Raw genomic sequence first — 19,723 nt, 5'->3', positions numbered from 1 at the left:
TCGTCACGCACGATGCGCCCCGTGCCGTCGGCCCATCGGCCGCCGGCCTCGGGCACGAAGTGACTTCCGGCAGCTAGGCTCGGTTACCCTAGCCGGTCACACTTTCCCGCATTCACCGTCTGGATACGCGATGAACTCTTCCGCCGACCTGTTGAAGGAACTCCGCATCGACCGCAAGGCGCCGCCGCCGGAACCGCCGTCGCGGCGTCGCCTGTGGATCGTGCTGGGCGTCGCCGTCGCGGTGATCGTGCTGGCGCTGGTCGCGTGGGCCGTGCTGGGCCGCGAGAAGGCCATCGAAGTGCGGACCGCGCCGGTCGCCGCGCTCGGCAACGGCGGCGGTGCGGCCACCGTGCTGGATGCCTCCGGCTACGTGGTCGCCCGGCGCATGGCCACGGTGTCGGCCAAGGTCACCGGCAAGGTGCAGGAAGTGCTGATCGAGGAAGGCATGCGCGTGGAGGCCGGCCAGGTGCTGGCGCGGCTCGAACCCATCGACGCCAACGCCGAGCGTGCCCTGGCCAGCAGCCAGTTGCAGGCCGCGCGCAGCCAGAGCGGCAGCGTGCAGGCGCAACTGATCGAAGCCGAGGCGAACGCGCGCCGGCTGTCGTCGCTGGCGGCGCAGCAACTGGTGTCGCGGGCGCAGTACGACCAGGCCGTGGCGCAGCGCGATTCGCTGCGCGCGCAGCTGCTGACCGCGCAGCGTAACGAGCGTTCCGCCGCCGACCGCCTGCGCATCGCCGATATCGGCCTGGACAACACGGTGGTGCGCGCGCCGTTCGCCGGCGTGGTGATCGCCAAGGCCGCGCAGCCGGGCGAGATCGTCTCGCCGCTGTCGGCCGGCGGCGGCTTCACCCGCACCGGCATCGGCACCATCGTCGACATGGAGTCGCTGGAAGTGGAAGTGGAGGTCAACGAGTCCTTCATCGGCCGCGTGCAGCCGAAGATGCCCATCCAGGCCACGCTGAACGCCTACCCGGACTGGCAGATCCCCGGCGAGGTGATCGCCATCATTCCCACCGCCGACCGCAGCAAGGCCACGGTGAAGGTGCGCGTGGCGCTGAACCAGAAGGACCCGCGCATCGTGCCCGACATGGGCGTGCGCGTGAGCTTCCTGGAATCCGCCAGGCCGCAGGCCGCGCAGGCGGCGCCCAAGGGCGTGCGCGCCCCGGCCGCCGCCGTGAGCGAACGCGACGGCGCCCAGGTCGCCTTCGTGGTCGGCGACGACGACACGGTCGAACAACGCACATTGAAAGTCGGCGGCAAGCTCGGCGACGACGTCCAGGTCACCGAAGGCCTGACCGCCGGCGAAACCGTCGTCGTCGACGCCCCCGCCGGACTGAAGGACGGCGCCAAGGTGAAACTGGCGGAAGACAACGAATAAGCCCCGTCGAAACGGCGCGCGTGAGGAAACCCACGCCGCGACGAATCACCGGGTGGTAGTTGGTTGCTGGTTGTCTTTGCTCTCGCTTTACCGGGCCCCATCTAGGCGCGGCAAGCGGGACGGGTAAAACCCGAAGGGCGGCGCGCAGGACGCGCGCCGTTTCCGGATGACACAGGATGTGTCTTCCGGAAATTCCCGGCCCGCTTGCGGACCCGGAGCGCTTCGCGCGGAGGGCGCGCCGCCTGGGGTGTGCTTTCTTTGGTCCTTTCTTTGCACAAGCAAAGAAAGGACGCCCCGCGGCGAGCGCGTCGAAACGATGCGCCATGGACCCGAAACGCAAGCCGCATCAAGCACGCCCAGCGGACAACCGCCAACGTGTCGAAAACCACCACCCCGCTTCGTCGCACGAAAGACTCCGCCCCTCCGCCAATCAGGCCAGAACCCGCCCTGATTGCCCGCAAAGATCGCAGTCTCCGTACTCCGTACACGCCAAATCCCGAACGCCACCGAAGGAAAACGCCCATGTCCTCCCTGGTTTCCATCCGCAACCTCACCAAGACCTACCAGCGCGGCCCCGAGAAAGTCCAGGTGCTGCACGGCATCGACCTGGACATCCCCCATGGCGACTTCGTCGCTCTGATGGGTCCCTCCGGCTCCGGCAAGACCACCCTGCTCAACCTGATCGGCGGCCTGGACAACCCCAGCAGCGGCGAGATCGAGATCGAAGGCCAGCGCATCGACCGCATGAACGACGCCCAGCTCGCCCAGTGGCGCAGCCACCACGTCGGCTTCGTGTTCCAGTTCTACAACCTGATGCCCACCCTGACCGCGCAGAAGAACGTCGAACTGCCGCTATTGCTGACCAAGCTGGGCGCCAGCCAGCGCAAGCGCAACGCCGAGATCGCGCTGCAGCTGGTGGGACTGGCCGAGCGCGGTTCGCACCGCCCCAACGAACTGTCCGGCGGCCAGCAGCAGCGCGTGGCTATCGCCCGCGCCATCGTCTCCGACCCCACCTTCCTGATCTGCGACGAACCGACCGGCGACCTCGACCGCCATTCGGCCGAGGAAGTGCTGGGCCTGCTGCAACTGCTCAACAAGGAACACGGCAAGACCATCATCATGGTCACCCACGACCCGAAGGCCGCCGAGTACGCCACCCACACCATCCACCTGGACAAGGGCGAACTGGCCGATACGCCGGCCGCCGCGCACTGACGGAGGCGGACATGAAATATTTCTCGCTGATATGGGCCGCGCTGTTCCGCAGCAAGACCCGCACGTTCCTGACCCTGCTGTCGGTGGTGGCGGCGTTCCTGCTGTTCGGCCTGCTCGATTCGGTGCGCGTGGCGTTCACCTCCGGCGGCGGCGTCGCCGGCGCGGACCGCCTGGTGGTGTCCTCGCGCCTTTCGCTGACGCAGATGCTGCCGCTGAACCTGGAACAGAAGATCGCCGCCACGCCGGGCGTGAAGCAGGTCGCCTACGCCGCCTGGTTCGGCGGCATCTACAAGGACCCGAAGAACTTCTTCCCCAACTTCTCGGTCGGCCCGGGCTACCTGGACCTGTACCCGGAATACCTGATCCCGCCGGACCAGCTGAAGGCCTGGGAGAACGACCGCACCGGCGCCGTCGTCGGCGATGCGCTGGCGAAGAAGTTCGGCTGGAAGGTCGGCGACACCATTCCCCTGCAGGCCACCATCTTCCCGCAGAAGGACGGCAGCAACGCCTGGCCGCTGACGCTGCGCGGCACCTTCACCGTGGCCGACGACAAGAAGAAGGGCGAAGAGAACCAGTTGCTGTTCCACTGGAAGTATTTCGACGAAGCCAACCAGTACGTCAACGGCCAGGTCGGCTGGTACATGGTGAAGCTGGACAACGTGGACCACGCCACCCGCGTGGCGAAGGCCATCGACGCGATCTCGGAGAACTCCGACCGCGAGACCAAGTCGCAGACCGAGCAGGCGTTCAACCAGTCCTTCCTCAAGCAGTTCGCCGACATCGGCTTCATCGTCACCGCCATCATGGGCGCGGTGTTCTTCACCCTGCTGCTGCTGACCGGCAATACCATGGCGCAGGCCGTGCGCGAGCGCGTGCCCGAACTGGCGATCCTGAAGACGCTGGGCTTCACCAACGGCAGCGTGCTGGCGCTGGTGCTGGCCGAGTCGGTGCTGCTGGTGGTGCTGGGGGGACTGATTGGAATGGGCATGGCTGCGGTACTGATGCCCATCCTGGGCAAGCTAACGGGCGGCGCGTTGCCGGTGGGCAGCATTCCGGTCGAGACCTGGGGCCTAGGCTTGGCACTGATGGTGGGCATCGGCCTGGTGGTGGGGGCATTGCCTTCGCTGCGCGCGATGCGCCTGAAGATCGTCGATGCGCTGGCCGGCCGCTGAGGAGAACACACCATGAAGAAGAATGTCTGGATCGGCAACCTGATCGCCGTCCTCTGCATCGTCATCGGGCTCGTCGCCTGGATCATGCTGCCCTGGCAGGGCGTGCTCGGCATCGTCGTGCTGCTCGCCCTGTGGCTGGCGCTGACCGGCACCGGCCGGGTGGCGCTGGCGGCCACGCGCATCGGCATCGCCAGCCTGCCGCAGCGCTGGGGCGCCTCGTCGGTGATCATCGTCGGCATCGCCGGCGTGGTCGGCGTGCTGGTGGCGATGCTGGCGATGGGCGCGGGCTTCGAGGCCACGCTCAAGCAGACCGGCAACGACACCACCGCCATCCTGTTGCGCGGCGGGTCGCAGGCGGAAACCAATTCCGTCATCACCCGCGACCAGTCGCCTCTGATCGGCAGCCTGCCCGGCATCGCCAAGGATGCGCAGGGACGCGCGGTGATCTCGCCGGAGCTGTCGCAGGTGGTCAACCTGCCCACGGCCAGCAGCGGCGAGGACGCCAACGCGCAGTTCCGCGGCGTCAGCGACGCGGCGTGGGCCATCCGTCCCAACATCAGGATCGTCGAGGGCCGCAAGTTCAACGTGGGCGTGCGCGAGATCGTGGTCGGCCAGGGCGCGAAGGGCCAGTACCGCGGCCTGGACGTGGGCAAGACGATCAAGCTGGGCAACCAGGACTGGACCATCGTCGGCGTGTTCGCGGCCGGCGATGCGTTCGACTCCGAACTGTGGACGGACATCGAGACGCTTTCGTCCGCCTACGACCGCCGCGCCTACCAGTCCATCACCGTGGGCCTGGACGGCAAGGAGGGCTTCGCCCAGTTGAAGGCGGCGCTGGACAACGACCCTCGCCTGAAGCTGGATGCGCAGACCACACAGGACTACTACTCCAAGCAGACGCAGCAGCTGACCATCATCATCAAGGCACTCAGCATCGTCATCGGCGCCATCATGGCCATCGGCGCGGTGTTCGGCGCGCTCAACACGATGTACGCCGCCGTCGCCGGCCGCGCGCGCGAGATCGCCACGATGCGCGCGATCGGTTTCCGCGGGCTGCCGGTGGTGATGGCGGTGATGCTGGAAACGATGCTGCTGGCGCTGCTGGGCGGCGTGCTGGGCGGGCTGGTGGCCTGGGCGATCTTCAACGGCTACAGCGTGGCCACGCTGGGTTCCAACTTCAGCCAGGTGGTGTTCCAGTTCAAGGTCACGCCGGAACTGCTGTGGAGCGGCCTGAAGTGGGCGCTGGGCATCGGCCTGGTGGGTGGCCTGTTCCCCGCCCTGCGCGCGGCGCGGTTGCCGATCACGCAGGCGCTGCGCGCGATCTGAGCGTATCCGGAAGCTGGAGCCGAGCAATCTCGGCTCCAGCAGAAGCGAACTGACCGAGACATGATCCCGCTTGTTGTGGGAGCGACGTCAGTCGCAACGGCCCTCCACGGCTGGGGGAACGACGAGCGCGCCGCCGGGTGTCCAGCTGAAGAATTACCGGAATTCGAGAGTGTTTCGGATGCGCGGTCGCGACTGACGTCGCTCCCACAGGAAATGGGCCGCGCTCATTCCGCTACGGCCACCACCACAGGACGCCGGCGCGAGCGCCACAGCCCGTCGCTGGCGAAGATCAGCAGGCCCAGCCAGATCGCCGCGAAGCCGATCATGCGTTCCGGGCCGAACGCTTCCTTGAACACCAGCACGCCGATCAGCAACTGGATGGTCGGCGCGATGTACTGCAGCAGGCCGACGATCGACAGCGGGATGCGGCGCACGCCGTAGGCGAAGCCGATCAAGGGCACCGCCGTCACTACGCCGCCGAACACCAGCAACAGATCGTCCTTCCAGCCGAAGCCGTGCACGAAACCGCCGCCGTGGCCCAGTTCGCCCCACACCACGTAGGCCAGCGCGGGCAGGAACAGGTACACGCTTTCCACTCCCAGTCCGGCCACCGGGTCCACCGAGACCAGCTTGCGCACCAGCCCGTACAGGCCGAACGAGAAGGCCAGGCCCAATGCGATCCACGGCGGCGAGCCGGATTGCAGCGTCAGCCAGGCCACGCCCAGCAGCGCGAACGCCACCGCCACCCATTGCGCCGGCGACAGGCGTTCGCGCAGCACCAGCACGCCCAGCATCACGTTGATCAGCGGATTGATGAAGTAGCCCAGGCTGGTTTCCACCACGTGCCCGGCGTTCACCGCCCAGATGTACAGGCCCCAGTTGAACGCGATCAGCACGCTGCTGATGCCCAGCAGCGGCACCGCGCGCGGCTGCGCGCGGACCTGACGCCACCAGGCCAGTCCGTTCTTCAGCAGCAGCCAGCCGATCACCAGCACCGCGCTCCAGACGATGCGGTGCGCGATGATCTGCAGCGACGGCACCGCCTTCAGCAAATGCCAGTACAGCGGCACCACGCCCCACAGGAAGAAGGTGCCGGCGGTGATCGCCAGGCCCTTGCGGTCGATCGCCTGCGGATTCATGCGCTTTTCCTCACGCGCGCCAGCGTGATGATCACCACGCCCGCCAGGATCACGCCCATCGCGCCCAGGTCATGCGCGGTGAAGGTCTCCTTGCCGATCCACGCGCCCAGCGCCACCGCGATCACCGGATTGACGTAGGCATAGCTGCCCGCCAGCATCGGGCGCGCGTGATGCAGCAGCCACACGTAGGCGGTGAAGGCGATGACGGAACCGAACACCGCCAGGTAGCCCACCGCCAGCGCGCCATGCAGCGTCCACTGCGCCGTGTTGAAGCGTTCGCCATACAACAGGCCCGCGACCACCAGCATGGCGCCGGCCGCCAGCATCTGCGCGGCCGCCGCCATGAACGGCGAAGGCAGGTCGCGACCCCGCGACCATACCGAGCCGTAGGCCCAGGCGATGGATGCGACCAGCAGCAGCACCAGGCCCACCGGCGAACCGGTCAGCGAACTGCCCGCGTTGAGCCAGACCACGCCGGCGAAGCCGACGACGATGCCCAGCCATTCGCCGCGCGTCGGGTGCTGCCCGCGCATCGCGCCGAACAGGCCCATCCACAACGGCATCGACGCCACCGCCACCGCGGCCAGGCCGGATGAGACGGTCTGCTCGGCCAGCACCACCATGCCGTTGCCCATCAGCAACAGCAGCGCGCCCATCACCAGCAGGTTCTTCCATTGCGCGCGCGTGGGCGGCGCCACCCCGCGCCAGTACAGGAAGGCGAACAACACCGCGCCGGCCGCCACGAAGCGGCTGCCGGACACCACCAGCAGGGGCGGAAAGCCGCCTTCCAGGGCGAAACGGATGCCCAGGTAGGTCGAACCCCAGACCACGTAGACGATGGCCAGGGCAGCAACGACGGCGAGGCCACCACGCGCGGGCGCGGCGGCGGATACGGAGGAGTTCATGGGAAAGAGGGGGATGCGGTGTAGTGCAATTCTAGGCCAGCCGCGGGCCAACGGCGTGACATGGATGTCCTCGACTGCTTGAAACCTTTCCGGGCCGGCTTGAATCCCGCTCAAGCCTTGGCCGCCCGTGCCCGTAGGAGCGCCCTTGGGCGCGATACTCTTGTTTCGGACATATCGGAACAGCATCGCGCCCAAGGGCGCTCCTACAGGGGGCAAGCTCAACCGCGCTCGCGTTCCAGCAACTGCTGCTTGCGCGGCAGGCCCCAGCGATAGCCGCCCAGCGAGCCGTCGCCGCGGATCACCCGGTGGCACGGCACCACCACGGCGATGCGGTTGTGCGCGCAGGCGCTGGCCACCGCGCGCGCGGCACGCGGCGCGCCCAGTTGCCGGGCCAGTCCGGCATAGCTGACGGTGTCGCCAGCGGGAATCTTCATCAGCGCTTCCCAGACGCGCTGCTGGAAGCTGGTGCCGATCAGGTCCACCGGCACGTCGCCGGCGCGCCCGGCCAGCCGCTCGGCCACCGCGCGCAGGCGCGGCGCCAGGAAGTCGTCGCTGCCCGCATCGACCCGCTCCACCCGCGCCTGCGGGAATTCGCCGCGCAGCCGCTGCTCCAGCGTCGCTTCGTCGTCGCCCAGTTCCACCGCGCAGATGCCGCGTTCGGTGGCGGCCACCAGCGCCTTGCCCAGCACCGTGTCCACCATGGCCCAGCGGATCTCGACGCCGCGCCCGCCGGCGCGGTAGGTGGCCGGCGTCATGCCCAGCTTCGCCGAGCTCTGCTCGTACACGCGCGAAGGCGAGCCATAGCCGGCGTCGTACAACGCGGTGGTGACATCGCGTCCGTCGCGCAACGCGGACTTCAGCGCGCCCAGCTTCTTCTGCGCCAGGTACTCGGCCGGGCTCAGCCCGTAGCGGGCGCGGAAGCGGCGCTGCAGGTGCGATGCGCTGAGTCCGGTCCGCGCCGCCAGTTCGGCCAGCGTGGGTTCGCCCGCGTCCAGCAGGCGGCGGGCCTGCTCCAGCGCATCGCGCGGAGCATCGGTGGAAGAGAGGGGCGGGCGGCGTGTCATCAGGTTCATGCGCCCATCGTAGGCAACGCCCCAGGCGCCCGCTATCCGGATCTTGCGCATCGGCCGGCCGGTCCGGCCGGCCGACGCATGCGGGTTATTCGGCCCAGCGGCCCGGGCCGGGGGATTCCGGCAGCACCTGCGCGGACAGCTTGCGGTCCTGCCCCAGGATGTCGATGGCGTCGGCCAGGATGGCGGCGGATTCGCGCAGCAGCGGATCGGGACGCTTCTCGGCCAGTTTCTCGCGCTGGGCGTCCTTGACGATGTCGCGCTCGGAGGCGCCCAGGCCGTCGTCGGCCAGGTCCTCGGCCAGCGGGTCCAGCGCCAATCCCAGCGCCTTGCGTTCCTCCTGCCGCTGCTTGCGCTGCACGTCCTGCTTGTCGCGCTCGGCGCGGCGCTCGGCCTCGTTGAGCGAGACGTACTTCTTGGCCGCCTCGGCGCGGAACTGCGCCACGTCCTCGGACCACCACTGGAATTCCTTGTCGTTGACCGAGCGCGCGGCGTGCATCGCCTGCAGGCGCGGCAGCAACGGGGCGAAGTTGCCGTACTGCGTGTGCGGCACGGGCGCGATGCGGGTCCACGGCAACGCGTTGTCGTAGGTGCTCTCGCCGTACTCGGTGGCGTCCACGCTCACCGGGAACGCGATGTCCGGCACCACGCCCTTGTGCTGGGTGCTGCCGCCGGCCACGCGGAAGAACTGCGCGATGGTCAGCTTGACCTGGCCGAAGCGCGCGTTCTCGTTGCTGGGCCAGCGATCCAGGTCGACCAGGTTCTGCACGGTGCCCTTGCCGAAGCTGGTCTCGCCAATCACCAGGCCGCGGCCGTAGTCCTGGATGGCGCCGGCGAAGATCTCCGACGCGGACGCCGAACCACGGTTGATCAGCACGGCCAGCGGGCCGTCCCACGCCACGCCGCTCTTGCGGTCGCTGTTGACGGTGACGCGGCCGCCCGATTCGCGCACCTGCACCACCGGACCCTTGTCGATGAACAGGCCGGTCAGTTCGACCGCCTCGTCCAGCGAGCCGCCGCCGTTGTTGCGCAGGTCCATGACCACGCCGTCCACGCCGTCGGCCTTGAACTGCGCCAGCAGCTTGGCGATGTCGCGGGTGGCGGAGTTGAAGTCGTTCGGATTGCGGCGGCGGCCTTCGAAATCCTGGTAGAACGCCGGCAGCTTGACCACCCCGATGCGGCGCTCGGGCTCGCTCGCGCTGGCCGGCAGCGTGATGGTCTCGGCCTTGGCCGCCTGCTCCTCCAGCTTGACCTTCTGCCGGGTGATGGTGACCAGGGTGTGCTTGCCGTCGATGCCGGTCTCGGCCGGGATGTACTCGATGCGGACCTGGGTGTCCTTCTTGCCGCGGATCTGCGCCACCACGTCGTCGATGCGCCAGCCGATCACGTCGGTCATCGCGCCGGACTTGCCCTGGCCGACCGCGACGATGCGGTCGCCGACCTTCAGCTTGCCGCTCAGGTCGGCCGGGCCGCCGGGCACGATCTCGCGGATCACCACCAAATCGTCCTGCCGCTGCAGCACCGCACCGATGCCTTCCAGCGACAGCGACATGGCCTGGTTGAAATTCTCCGCACTGCGCGGGGTGAAGTAATCCGTGTGCGGATCGATCGCGCTGGTGTAGGCGTTGAGGAAGGTCTGGAAGACGTCGTCGGTCTTCAGTTCGCCGATGCTGCGCTGCAGGTTGGCGTAGCGCTTGTCCAGCGTCTTGCGGATATCGTCGGGCTTCTTGCCGGCCAGCTTGAGGCGCAGCCAGTCGTTCATCACCGACTTCTTCCAGATGCCGTCCAGCTCCTGCGTGCCGGCGGCCCACGGCGCTTCCTTGCGGTCGTATTCCCAGCGCTGGTCGCCGGTGAAATCGAAGTCCTGCTTGAGCAGCGCGCGCGCATAGGCGACGCGCTCTTCCACGCGCTGCTTGTAGACGGCGAAGATCTCGTAGGCGGGCGCCAAGTCGCCGCTGCGGATCGCATCGTCCAGCCTGGTCCTGTACGGCGCGAAGCGCTCCACGTCGGCGGCGGTGAAGAACTGCTTGCTGCCGTCCAGCGCTTCCAGGTAACGCTTGAACACGTCCTGCGACAGCGCGTCGTCCAGCGGGCGCGGGCGGTACGCGTAGCGGCTGTCCGACAGCAGGCCGTAGACCAGCTTCGACGTGTTGGACTGGTCCGCGGTCGGCGCCACCGCGACGGCGTCGCCATCGCCGCGCGCCAGCAACGCCAGCGGGGTCATCAGGGTCAGGGCCAGCAACAGGGCAGGAGCTTTCTTCAGTTTCATCGCGTACTCGCGGCCCGGGGGCCAGGAAGGCTGTAGAGGAATGGCAGGTTCGACAGGCAGACAGTGCACAAAGTTGCGTGCCCTGTCATCTGCCTTTGGGCAGCCTAGCCGCGCCCGTGTAGTGAAATGTGAATGGAACTTGTGGGAGGAATTCCGGCTCCGACGGCCGGGCAATATGCGGCACTGGGGCGGCAGCGCTTCCCACGGGATCAGGGCCGGAGCCCCGGGTCAGCCGGCGACGGCGACGGCGGTGGCGCGGGCCGCCTCGGCGGCCTGGCGGTCGGCGTGGTAGGACGAACGCACCAGCGGCCCGGAAGCCACGTGGCTGAAACCCAGCCCGTTGCCGTACAGCTCAAGCTCCTTGAACTCGTCCGGCGTCCAGTAGCGCATCACCGGGTGGTGGTGCGGCGTGGGCTGCAGGTACTGGCCGATGGTCACCATCTCCACGTCGTGCGCGCGCAGGTCGCGCAGGGTGGCCTTCACCTGCTCCATGGTCTCGCCCAGGCCCAGCATGATGCCGGACTTGGTGGGCAGTTGCGGGTGCTGCTGCTTGAAGCGCTGCAGCAGGGTCAGCGACCACTGGTAGTCGGCGCCGGGGCGGACGTTGGGGTACAGGTCCGGCACAGTCTCGATGTTGTGGTTGAACACGTCCGGCGGATTGGCGGCCAGGATCTCCAGCGCGCGGTCCATGCGGCCCTTGCCGCGGAAGTCGGGTGTCAGGATCTCGATGCGCGTGCCGGGCGAATGCTCGCGGATGGCGGCGATGCAGTCGACGAAATGCTGGGCGCCGCCGTCGCGCAGGTCGTCGCGATCGACCGAGGTGACCACCACGTACTTCAGGCCCATGTCGGCGACGGTATGCGCCAGGCTCAGCGGCTCGGACGGATCCGGCGGCTTGGGCCGGCCGTGGGCCACGTCGCAGAACGAGCAGCGGCGCGTGCAGACCTCGCCCAGGATCATGAAGGTGGCGGTGCCGTGGCCGAAGCACTCGTGGATGTTCGGGCAGCTGGCCTCCTCGCACACGGTGACCAGGCGGTTCTCGCGCAGCTTGGCCTTGAGCTTGGCCACCGAACCGTCGGACGGGATGCGCACGCGGATCCACGACGGCTTGCGCAGCACCGGGGCATGGGCGAACTGCACCGGCGAACGGGAAATCTTGTCGCCGCCCAGCTGCTTGGCGCCCGTTTCCAGCGGAGCGGGCGCGGAACTGACGACCTGAAGGGGAATCAAGCGGGCGGAGGAGTCGGTCATGGGCCAATTCTAGCCGTTTTTGCTCTTCCGCCCTGGAAAGGATTGTCCTGCCGGGAACACCGGGCGCGCGTCTGGAGTAGAGCCCCCTGAGTCAGGGGGCGCGGCAACGCCGCGGGGTGTGGAAGCTCACGCTTGGGGCCCGAGATTCGCGCAGCGAATCTTGGGTTTTTATGCCTGCGTAGCGGGCATAAAAAAGCCCGCAAAGGCTAGGCCAATTGCGGGCTTGCTCCCTCCCCCACGTCGGGATGCGGGGCCATCGTGAAGGAGCGGTTACGGGTCTTGCACGCTGCACTGCAAAACAGTACCGGGCGGTATAGCCACGGCGGTGGCCCGAACACAAATGTGAACACGCGCACAACCCGCGCCGTTGCTGGATGTTACCGATACCAGACCAATTGCCCGGATGGAGGGTAGAACAGGAATTACTTTCTTCATTCCATTTACCTGAACAGGCCTCCCGCATCCCGTCCGCGCAAAAACCCGCCCGCGGCTACTTCAACAGGTCCGGCCGGCCGTCGTACCACTGCCTGGCCCGGACCAGGTGGAACTTGCGCTGGTCGTCCTGCAATTCCACGCCGACGCTCAAGGCACGCCACTTGGCGTACAGGTCGCCCTGCCGCTGCCTGCCCTGCAGGCGCAGCCGCGCCAACAGTTCGAAGCGATCGTTGTGGGCCTGCACGCGGTCCAGCACCAGCACGTCGTCCTGCCATTGCACGTGGCCGTTGACCTGCGCCTGGCCGGCATCGACCAGCGCGTAGACCCAGGCCGGGTATTCCTTCTTGCGCGAGAACAGCGCCAGCAGGAAAGCCACGTCCTTCATCGACACGTCCGCCTGCCCGCCCGCGCTGATCGGCCGGTCCACGTCCAGCCGCGCGCGATCCAGCCGCGCCCGCGCCCACCAGCCGCTGCGGGATTCGCCGCCGGGCTCGCTGAAGCTGGCGTTGCGCAGCTGCACGGTGCTGCCATCGGCGACGAAGGCATGCCGCTTCAGGTCGGCGCGGCGCAGCTTCAGGTCCAGGTCGACGTCGCCGCGCGCCTGGATGCCGGCCAGCACCATGCGCGTGCCGCGTCCGGCGATGCGCAGCGTGCCGTGCCCCACCTCGCCGGCCGCATCCAGCGACAGGTCGCCGCTGAGGAATCCCGCGCCGCCGTCGAACCGCATGTGCTCGCGCGGCAGGAACGGGTTGTAGACGCGCAGGTCGGGCACCGAGGCGTTGTCGAACACGACGCGCGCCTTCAGGTTCTGCGTCAGCTCCGTCAACTCGCCGTCCGCATTCAGCGACAGGCGCAGGTTGCGCCCCTGTACGTAGGGCTTGTCCGGCGCCTTCACCGCCGCGACATGGAACTCGCCCATCACCGCTTCCATCCGCGGCACCAGTTCGCCCTTGGGTCCCGCATCCAGGCGGATGTCGGCGCGCGCCTGGCCACGGATGCGGTTGCCCATCACGTCGGCCACCGCCTCCACGCCCGGCACGGTGATGCGGCTGCCCGCGGCCAGCTTGCCGTCCACGACCTGCACGTCGGCGCTGACGTCGCCGGCGCCGTCCAGTTTCAGCCAGGGCGCTTGCGGGAACAGGCCGGACAGCCAGCGCAGGGACGTGAAGCGCCAATCGCCGACGACATGGCCGGAAGCGCGCGGCAGCAACGACTGGAAATCGCGCAACGGCACCTGGTTGCCGCGCAGGCGCAGGTCGGCGTCCAGCGACAGCCGTCCATCCGCGCGCGGCGGCACGGTGGCCTTCAGCACGATGTCCTGGTCCACCGCCAGCGCAAGGCCCAACGCATCGTTGCGGGCCGCGCCCGCGATGTCGTGGCCGGTGACGGGCATGCTCCACTGCAACCGGCTCCCCGGCGTCAGCGCGCCCTGCGAGAAGCCCAGGTCGGCGTGCGCCTCGCCGGTGCCCGGCACCGGCTTCACGGCCACGCCGCCCTGCGGATCGACGTGCACGTCCACCCCCGAGGTGGCGCCGTCCAGCCTGATCCGCGCCTCGGTCTTCAGCAGCTTGTCCACGCCCGCGGCTTCCTCGCGGCGATGGCGCGCGATGGCGAACTCCGCCTGCAACACGCCGTCGCGCATGACGTCGGTTCCCTCCCGGGTGATGCGCGCATCGCGGAAATGCGCCTTCGATGGCATCACCTCCATCGGGCCGCCGCGTAGTTGCTTGTAGAAGCCGACTTCCGCACTGCCCTGCCCTTCCAGCACCAGTGCGCCGAAGTAGGCATGCCGCACCGAATCGCTGGCGATGCGGTCGAACAGCAGTTCCCAACCGCCTTCGCGCGGCGGGGGCGGCAGCAGTTCCTTGTCCACGCGCCGCGCACCGCCAATAACTTCCTGCGCATGGATCGTCGGGATCTGCAGGCGGCGGCGCAGCAGTGGCCACAGCGCGATGCGCCCTTCCACGCGCGCGGCCTGCGCCTGCCAGGCGATCCGGCGCGCCTGCCCCTTCAACTCGACCCCGGCCAGGGAAACGCGCCCCGGCCACCAGGTGCGACCGGATTCCCAGTGCATCTGGAAACGGTCCGGCTTGCGGTTGATCGTCGATTCGCCCCACGGCGTATTGAGGAAGAGATTGCCGGCGATCAGGTAAAGCGCATACAGCGCGACCGCGGCGACGAGGGCGCGCCGCAGCCACGAAGGCAGGCGGCGCGCGAAAGAGGGTGTCCGTTCCATCGACGCAGGATGCCGGAATCCGGCGCCCGCGCAAGCCGCCCCGCGCGGCGATGCCTCAAACCGCCGCGAAATGCCCGTGGAAGCCGAGCGGGAATGCGTACGGCAACCAGGCCTGCGCCAGCGGGCCATCGCCCACCCGTTGCGCGTCCAGCACGGCGATGCCGCTGCGGCCGCGCGCGCCGTCCAGCAGCGTGCCGACCAGCCAGCCCTCGTCCGGCCGGCGGCCACCGGGGCGCGGGACGAACAGGTGTTCCTCCACCAATACGTCGCGGCCGTAGCGATGCACCTGTTGTCGCCCGCGCGCCAGGTCGAAGGACGCCACCGCATTGAAATAGGGTACGGTGGACTCGTTCGTCTGCGCTGGCGCGTACAGGCGCGCGGCGCGATCCAACGGCGTGCGCGCGTCGAACACCGGGAACTCGATGCCGGCGATGCCGGTGTCCTCCCAGCGTGCACGCCCGTTGCGCAGGTCCAGCACCAGTTCGCGCAGCGTGCCATTGCCGCCATGCGTTTCGGCGCGGCCATTCATCGCCGCCCGCATCGGCGAACGCGCCGCGTCGAGATCGGCATGCTGCACCGCGCGCACCACGATCCGGCCACTGCGCTCGTGCGCATCGGCGAAATGGTAGACGGCGGCGAAATCGGCCTCGAACCAGCGCGCTTCCGACGGTGCGTTCTTGTCCACCACCGCGATGCGCAGCGCCTGGTCCGGCTGGAAGCGCAGGCGTTCGAAGAAGGCGCCCCGGCCTTCGGCGTAGCGGAACGGGATCAACGCGAACACCAGGTGCCGCTCGGTCATCGCGAAGCTGTGCAGGTAGCCGTGCACCGGGGTTTCCAGCACGTCGGCCGATACCAGTCGGCCATCCGCGCCGATGTGCCAGACCAGCAGGCCGTTGCCGCCCATCAGCGAGAGGGAGCCGAAGTTCCACGACGAACCGTCGCGATCCACCAGCGGATGCGCGGAAAACGGCAGCGCGGCCAGATCCGGGCGCCAGGTCACCGGGCCGATCGTGGTCAACTGGTCCGGGTCCAGTTCGAACGCGGAGCCGGCTTCGTTCAACGCGAACAGGCGGCCGTCGATGACGGTCACCGAGGTATTGGCGACATTGGCGTCGTCGTTGTTGCGCACCGGCTGCATGTCCGGGATGGATGTGCCGGCGGTGGGATACAGGAAGCGCCCGGCCTGCTGCTCGCGGGTGAACTTGGGCGTGGCCACCATGCGCGCTTGATGGGTGACGCGGCCCTTGCCGAACCGCCAGCCGTGCACCATGCCGTCGCCGTCGAACCAGTGTTCGTAGCGGAAGCCGGCGCGCTCGGTCCAGGCCGGGCCGTTGCGGTACAGCGTGCCGGCGAATCCGTCCGGCAGCCGGCCGTCCAGTTCGACCGTGGTGGGGCCCAGCGATTCGGCGCCGACCGACTTCCAGCCGGCCAGCCAGGGATGCTGGCGCAGGCCTTCGGCGAACCGCGCCGGATCGCCGGCGAAGGCGGCTTCGCTGCGCAGCAGCGCCGGCGCGATGGCCAGCGTGGTGGCGCCGGACAGCAAGGTGCGCAGGAAGCGGCGACGGCTATCGACGGTGCGCATGGCGGCGACCTCAGCGCAGCGCGATGTCGATGGCCTGGTCGGTCGCGACGTCGAAGCGGGCTTCCTCCCAGGTCGGCTTGCGCATCACCGCCGGATTGTTGCTGAAGCCGTAGCCTTCCACCGGCATGCCGATCAGGTTGGTGTCCAGCTTGCCGTTGCCGTTCTCGTCGTGCGTGACCATGACCGCGTAGGCGCCGGCCGGCAGGTCCTTGAACACGAAGGTGGCCGTATCGCCCCGCGGCGGCGCGCCATCGGCCCGCACCGGGACGGCCTGCCCGTCCCACCCGGCCTGCGAATCGACCAGCGCCAGCTTCAGCACGCCGGTCTGCACGCGCACGTCGCGCAGGGTGACGGTGAGGTCGGCGGCATGGGCCTGCGCGGCGCAGGCGCTGGCGACGAGGGCGGCGATCGAAAGCGTGCGGCGGACGAAGCGGTTCATGGCGAAATCTCGGCGACGGATGACGGCGCCAGTCTCCCGTCATCCCACGCGGCCGTCAGATGCCGGGCGTCACCACTTCGACCTGCCGGAAGTCACTTGCAGGAGGGGCTTCAGCCCCGACCGTGCAACGGGAAAGCGCGGTCGGGGCTGAAAAAGAATCAAGCTCACGCGGCCTGCGAGACGCGCTGCTCGCGCCGGCGGCGGACCGCTTCGGCCAGGCGTTCCAGCACGGCGACCGACGCCTCCCAGCCCAGGCAGCCATCGGTGATGCTCTGACCGTAAACCAGTGGCCGGCCGGCTTCCAGATCCTGCCGCCCGCCGACCAGATGGCTTTCCACCATCACGCCGACGATGCGCCGCTCGCCGCTTTCCAGTTGCGTGGCGATGTCGTCGATGACCTGCGGCTGGTTGTCCGGGTTCTTGCCACTGTTGGCATGGCTGGCGTCCACCATCAGGCGCGGGGGGATCCCCGCCTTGGCCAGCACCTGGCTGGCCGCCTCGATGCTGGACGCGTCGTAGTTGGGCGCCTTGCCGCCGCGCAGGATGACGTGGCAGTCCGGGTTGCCGGCGGTAGCCGCGATGGCCGAGCGGCCGTCCTTGGTCACGGCCAGGAAATGATGCGGATGCGAGGCCGCGCCCACCGCGTCCACCGCGATCTTGACGTTGCCGTCGGTGCCGTTCTTGAAGCCGACGGGACACGACAGCCCGCTGGCCATTTCGCGGTGCACCTGGCTTTCGGTGGTGCGCGCGCCGATCGCGCCCCACGCGACCAGGTCGCTGATGTATTGCGGCGAGATGGTGTCCAGGTATTCGCATCCAGCCGGCAGGCCCAGCGCGTTGATGTCGCGCAGCAGGCCGCGCGCCAGCCGCAGGCCGCGGTTGATGTCGAAGCTGCCGTCCAGCGCCGGGTCGTTGATCAGCCCTTTCCAGCCCACCGTGGTGCGCGGCTTCTCGAAGTAGACGCGCATGACGATTTCCAGTTCCCCGCCCAGCGCGTCGCGCAGCGGACGCAGGCGCGAGGCGTATTCCATCGCCGAAGCGGGATCGTGGATGGAACACGGGCCGATCACCACGATCAGGCGGTCGTCCTGCCCGTGCAGGATGCGGTGCAGCGCGTCGCGGGCATCGGCCACGGTCTGCGAGACCGATTCGTCGCACGGCAATTCGGCGATGACGGCGGCGGGCGTGACCAGCGTGTCGAGCTTCCTGATGCGCAGGTCGTCGGTATGGGGGGCCATGGGGTTTCTCCGGATCAATAAAAAAGCCGCCAGGTTCGCTGGCGGCTTCAAGGGGATTCTTCTGGTGTCTTACCTAGAACGAACGCTGCCCTTCCTCCGCCATCGGCATCGGATCGCCGTAATACCAGAACCAAAAGCGGGCGCGGTGGGTATTCATTCGCGGCCAGTGATAACACGCATTTCCCCCGCTGGCGAATGTTTCATCTGCAACGGGGCGCCGTCCGGCAAAGAAAAACCCCGCCTTGCGGCGGGGTCTTCGTGGTGCGGGTGCAGCGGGAAGCCGGACTCAAAAGTCCATGCCGCCCATGCCGCCCATGCCACCGCCGCCCGGCAGGGCCGGCTCCTCCTTCTTCGGCGCTTCGGCCACCATCGCTTCGGTGGTGATCATCAGGCCGGCGATGGACGCCGCGTTCTGCAGGGCCGAACGGGTGACCTTGGTCGGATCCAGGATGCCGAACTCGATCATGTCGCCGAACTCGCCGTTGGCGGCGTTGTAGCCGAAGTTGCCCGAACCGTCCTTGACCTTGTTGACGATCACGGAGGGCTCTTCGCCGGCGTTGGTGACGATCTCGCGCAGCGGGGCTTCCATCGCGCGCAGGGCGATCTGGATGCCGTGGTTCTGGTCTTCGTTGATGCCCTTCAGGCCGTTGATGGCCTGCAGCGCACGGATCAGGGCCACGCCGCCGCCCGGGACCACGCCTTCTTCCACCGCCGCACGCGTGGCGTGCAGGGCGTCTTCGACGCGGGCCTTCTTCTCCTTCATCTCGATCTCGGTCGAGGCGCCGACCTTGATCACGGCCACGCCGCCGGCCAGCTTGGCCACGCGTTCCTGCAGCTTCTCGCGGTCGTAGTCCGAAGATGTCTCTTCGATCTGCGCCTTGATCTGCTTGATGCGGGCCTGGATGCGCTCGGCATCGCCGGCACCGTCGATGATGGTGGTGTTTTCCTTCGACACCACGACCTTCTTGGCGCGGCCCAGGTCGTTGATGGTGGCCTTCTCCAGCTGCAGGCCGACTTCCTCGGAGATCACCGTGCCGTTGGTCAGCGTGGCGATGTCTTCCAGGATGGCCTTGCGGCGGTCGCCGAAGCCCGGCGCCTTGACGGCGGCGACCTTGACGATGCCGCGGATGGTGTTGACCACCAGGGTGGCCAGCGCTTCGCCTTCCACTTCCTCGGCCACGATCAGCAGCGGCTTGCCGGCCTTGGCGACGCCTTCCAGCACCGGCAACAGTTCGCGGACGTTGGAGACCTTCTTGTCGTGGATCAGGATGAACGGGTCGTCGAATTCGACCTGTTGGCTCTGCTGGTTGTTGATGAAGTACGGCGACAGGTAGCCGCGGTCGAACTGCATGCCCTCGACCACGTCCAGCTCGTTCTCCAGGCCCGAGCCTTCCTCGACCGTGATCACGCCTTCCTTGCCGACCTTCTTCATGGCCTCGGCGATGATGTCGCCGATGTTGCTGTCGGAGTTGGCCGAGATGGTGCCGACCTGGGCGATGGCCTTGTCGTCGGCGGTGGGCTTGCTGATCTTCTTCAGCTCGGCCACGGCGGCGATGACCGCCTTGTCGATGCCGCGCTTGAGGTCCATCGGGTTCATGCCGGCGGCGACCGCCTTGGAACCTTCGCGGATCAGCGCCTGCGCCAGCACGGTGGCGGTGGTGGTGCCGTCGCCGGCGTTGTCGGAGGTCTTGGAAGCGACTTCCTTCACCATCTGCGCGCCCATGTTCTCGAACTTGTCGGCCAGTTCGATTTCCTTGGCGACGGACACGCCGTCCTTGGTGATGGTGGGGGCGCCGAAGCTCTTCTCGAGCACGACGTTGCGGCCCTTCGGGCCGAGCGTTGCCTTGACGGCATTGGCGAGAATGTTCACGCCGCGCACCATGCGCGTACGAGCGTCTTCGCCGAAACGGATATCTTTGGCAGCCATGTTTCTGAACTCCGGGATTTCGTGATTGGGGATTGGGGATTCGCAGAAGCGGAAGGGCGGGACCGGGAGCGAGCGGAAAGATTCAGCGCGATGCGCTTTTGCGAATCCCTAATCCCGCATCCCGTATCCCGCTGTTCCGGG

14 protein-coding genes are annotated in these 19,723 nt (G+C 68.2%); 4 read left to right on the top strand and 10 right to left on the bottom strand.

The genetic code is table 11. The annotated features are described in order from the left end of the window. Positions 1-130: 130 nt before the first annotated feature. The 4 genes from AAD027_RS14180 (at position 131) to AAD027_RS14165 (ending at position 5,091) form a co-directional block, all read left to right on the top strand. On the top strand, positions 131-1,378 hold the full coding sequence (locus AAD027_RS14180) for an efflux RND transporter periplasmic adaptor subunit (RefSeq protein WP_341726670.1): 1,248 nt from the start codon (positions 131-133) through the stop codon (positions 1,376-1,378). Between the two features lie 522 nt (positions 1,379-1,900). Further along, positions 1,901-2,593: an ABC transporter ATP-binding protein gene (locus AAD027_RS14175; protein ID WP_341726669.1), complete on the top strand. Its 693-nt coding sequence runs from the start codon at positions 1,901-1,903 to the stop codon at positions 2,591-2,593. A gap of 11 nt (positions 2,594-2,604) precedes the next feature. Next, on the top strand, positions 2,605-3,765 hold the full coding sequence (locus tag AAD027_RS14170; protein ID WP_341726668.1) for an ABC transporter permease: 1,161 nt from the start codon (positions 2,605-2,607) through the stop codon (positions 3,763-3,765). A gap of 12 nt (positions 3,766-3,777) precedes the next feature. Further along, a complete protein-coding gene (locus AAD027_RS14165; protein ID WP_341726667.1) occupies positions 3,778-5,091 on the top strand; it encodes an ABC transporter permease in 1,314 nt (437 codons plus the stop codon). A gap of 224 nt (positions 5,092-5,315) precedes the next feature. On the opposite strand, the gene rarD is transcribed toward AAD027_RS14165, so the two are convergent. From rarD to groL, 10 genes are all read right to left on the bottom strand, one after another. Further along, a complete protein-coding gene (rarD, locus tag AAD027_RS14160) occupies positions 5,316-6,230 on the bottom strand; it encodes an EamA family transporter RarD (RefSeq protein WP_341726666.1) in 915 nt (304 codons plus the stop codon). Then, a complete protein-coding gene (gene yedA / locus AAD027_RS14155) occupies positions 6,227-7,135 on the bottom strand; it encodes a drug/metabolite exporter YedA (RefSeq protein WP_341726665.1) in 909 nt (302 codons plus the stop codon). Before yedA ends, rarD begins: the two co-directional genes overlap by 4 nt. Positions 7,136-7,353: 218 nt before the next feature. Then, the gene (locus tag AAD027_RS14150) at positions 7,354-8,208 is read right to left on the bottom strand and encodes a bifunctional transcriptional activator/DNA repair enzyme AdaA (protein WP_341726664.1); all 855 of its coding nucleotides are present in this window, start codon (positions 8,206-8,208) and stop codon (positions 7,354-7,356) included. Positions 8,209-8,293: 85 nt separating this feature from the next. Further along, on the bottom strand, positions 8,294-10,474 hold the full coding sequence (locus AAD027_RS14145; RefSeq protein ID WP_341726663.1) for a carboxy terminal-processing peptidase: 2,181 nt from the start codon (positions 10,472-10,474) through the stop codon (positions 8,294-8,296). A 228-nt stretch (positions 10,475-10,702) separates the two neighbouring features. Continuing rightward, positions 10,703-11,725 (bottom strand): lipoyl synthase, encoded by a 1,023-nt coding sequence (gene lipA, locus AAD027_RS14140; protein WP_341726662.1) that lies wholly within the window; start codon positions 11,723-11,725, stop codon positions 10,703-10,705. Between the two features lie 490 nt (positions 11,726-12,215). Beyond that, positions 12,216-14,396, bottom strand: coding sequence for a hypothetical protein (locus tag AAD027_RS14135; RefSeq protein WP_341726661.1), 2,181 nt, complete (start codon positions 14,394-14,396; stop codon positions 12,216-12,218). Positions 14,397-14,451: 55 nt separating this feature from the next. Then, positions 14,452-15,978: a carotenoid oxygenase family protein gene (locus AAD027_RS14130; protein ID WP_341726660.1), complete on the bottom strand. Its 1,527-nt coding sequence runs from the start codon at positions 15,976-15,978 to the stop codon at positions 14,452-14,454. A 10-nt stretch (positions 15,979-15,988) separates the two neighbouring features. Then, positions 15,989-16,417 carry a DUF2141 domain-containing protein gene (locus tag AAD027_RS14125; protein ID WP_341726659.1) on the bottom strand — a complete coding sequence of 143 codons (429 nt, stop codon included), beginning with the start codon at positions 16,415-16,417 and terminating at the stop codon, positions 15,989-15,991. Between the two features lie 164 nt (positions 16,418-16,581). Then, positions 16,582-17,655 carry a 3-deoxy-7-phosphoheptulonate synthase gene (locus AAD027_RS14120; protein WP_341726658.1) on the bottom strand — a complete coding sequence of 358 codons (1,074 nt, stop codon included), beginning with the start codon at positions 17,653-17,655 and terminating at the stop codon, positions 16,582-16,584. Between the two features lie 286 nt (positions 17,656-17,941). Next, complete coding sequence (groL, locus tag AAD027_RS14115) at positions 17,942-19,582, bottom strand: chaperonin GroEL (protein WP_341726657.1); 1,641 nt, start codon at positions 19,580-19,582, stop codon at positions 17,942-17,944. Between the last annotated feature and the right edge of the window lie 141 nt (positions 19,583-19,723).

The organism is Pseudoxanthomonas putridarboris, from assembly GCF_038321125.1.
GTDB classification, from domain to species: domain Bacteria; phylum Pseudomonadota; class Gammaproteobacteria; order Xanthomonadales; family Xanthomonadaceae; genus Pseudoxanthomonas_A; species Pseudoxanthomonas_A putridarboris.
The sequence above is the reverse complement of the archived record's forward strand: the minus strand, read 5'-3'. Positions and strand labels throughout refer to the sequence as shown.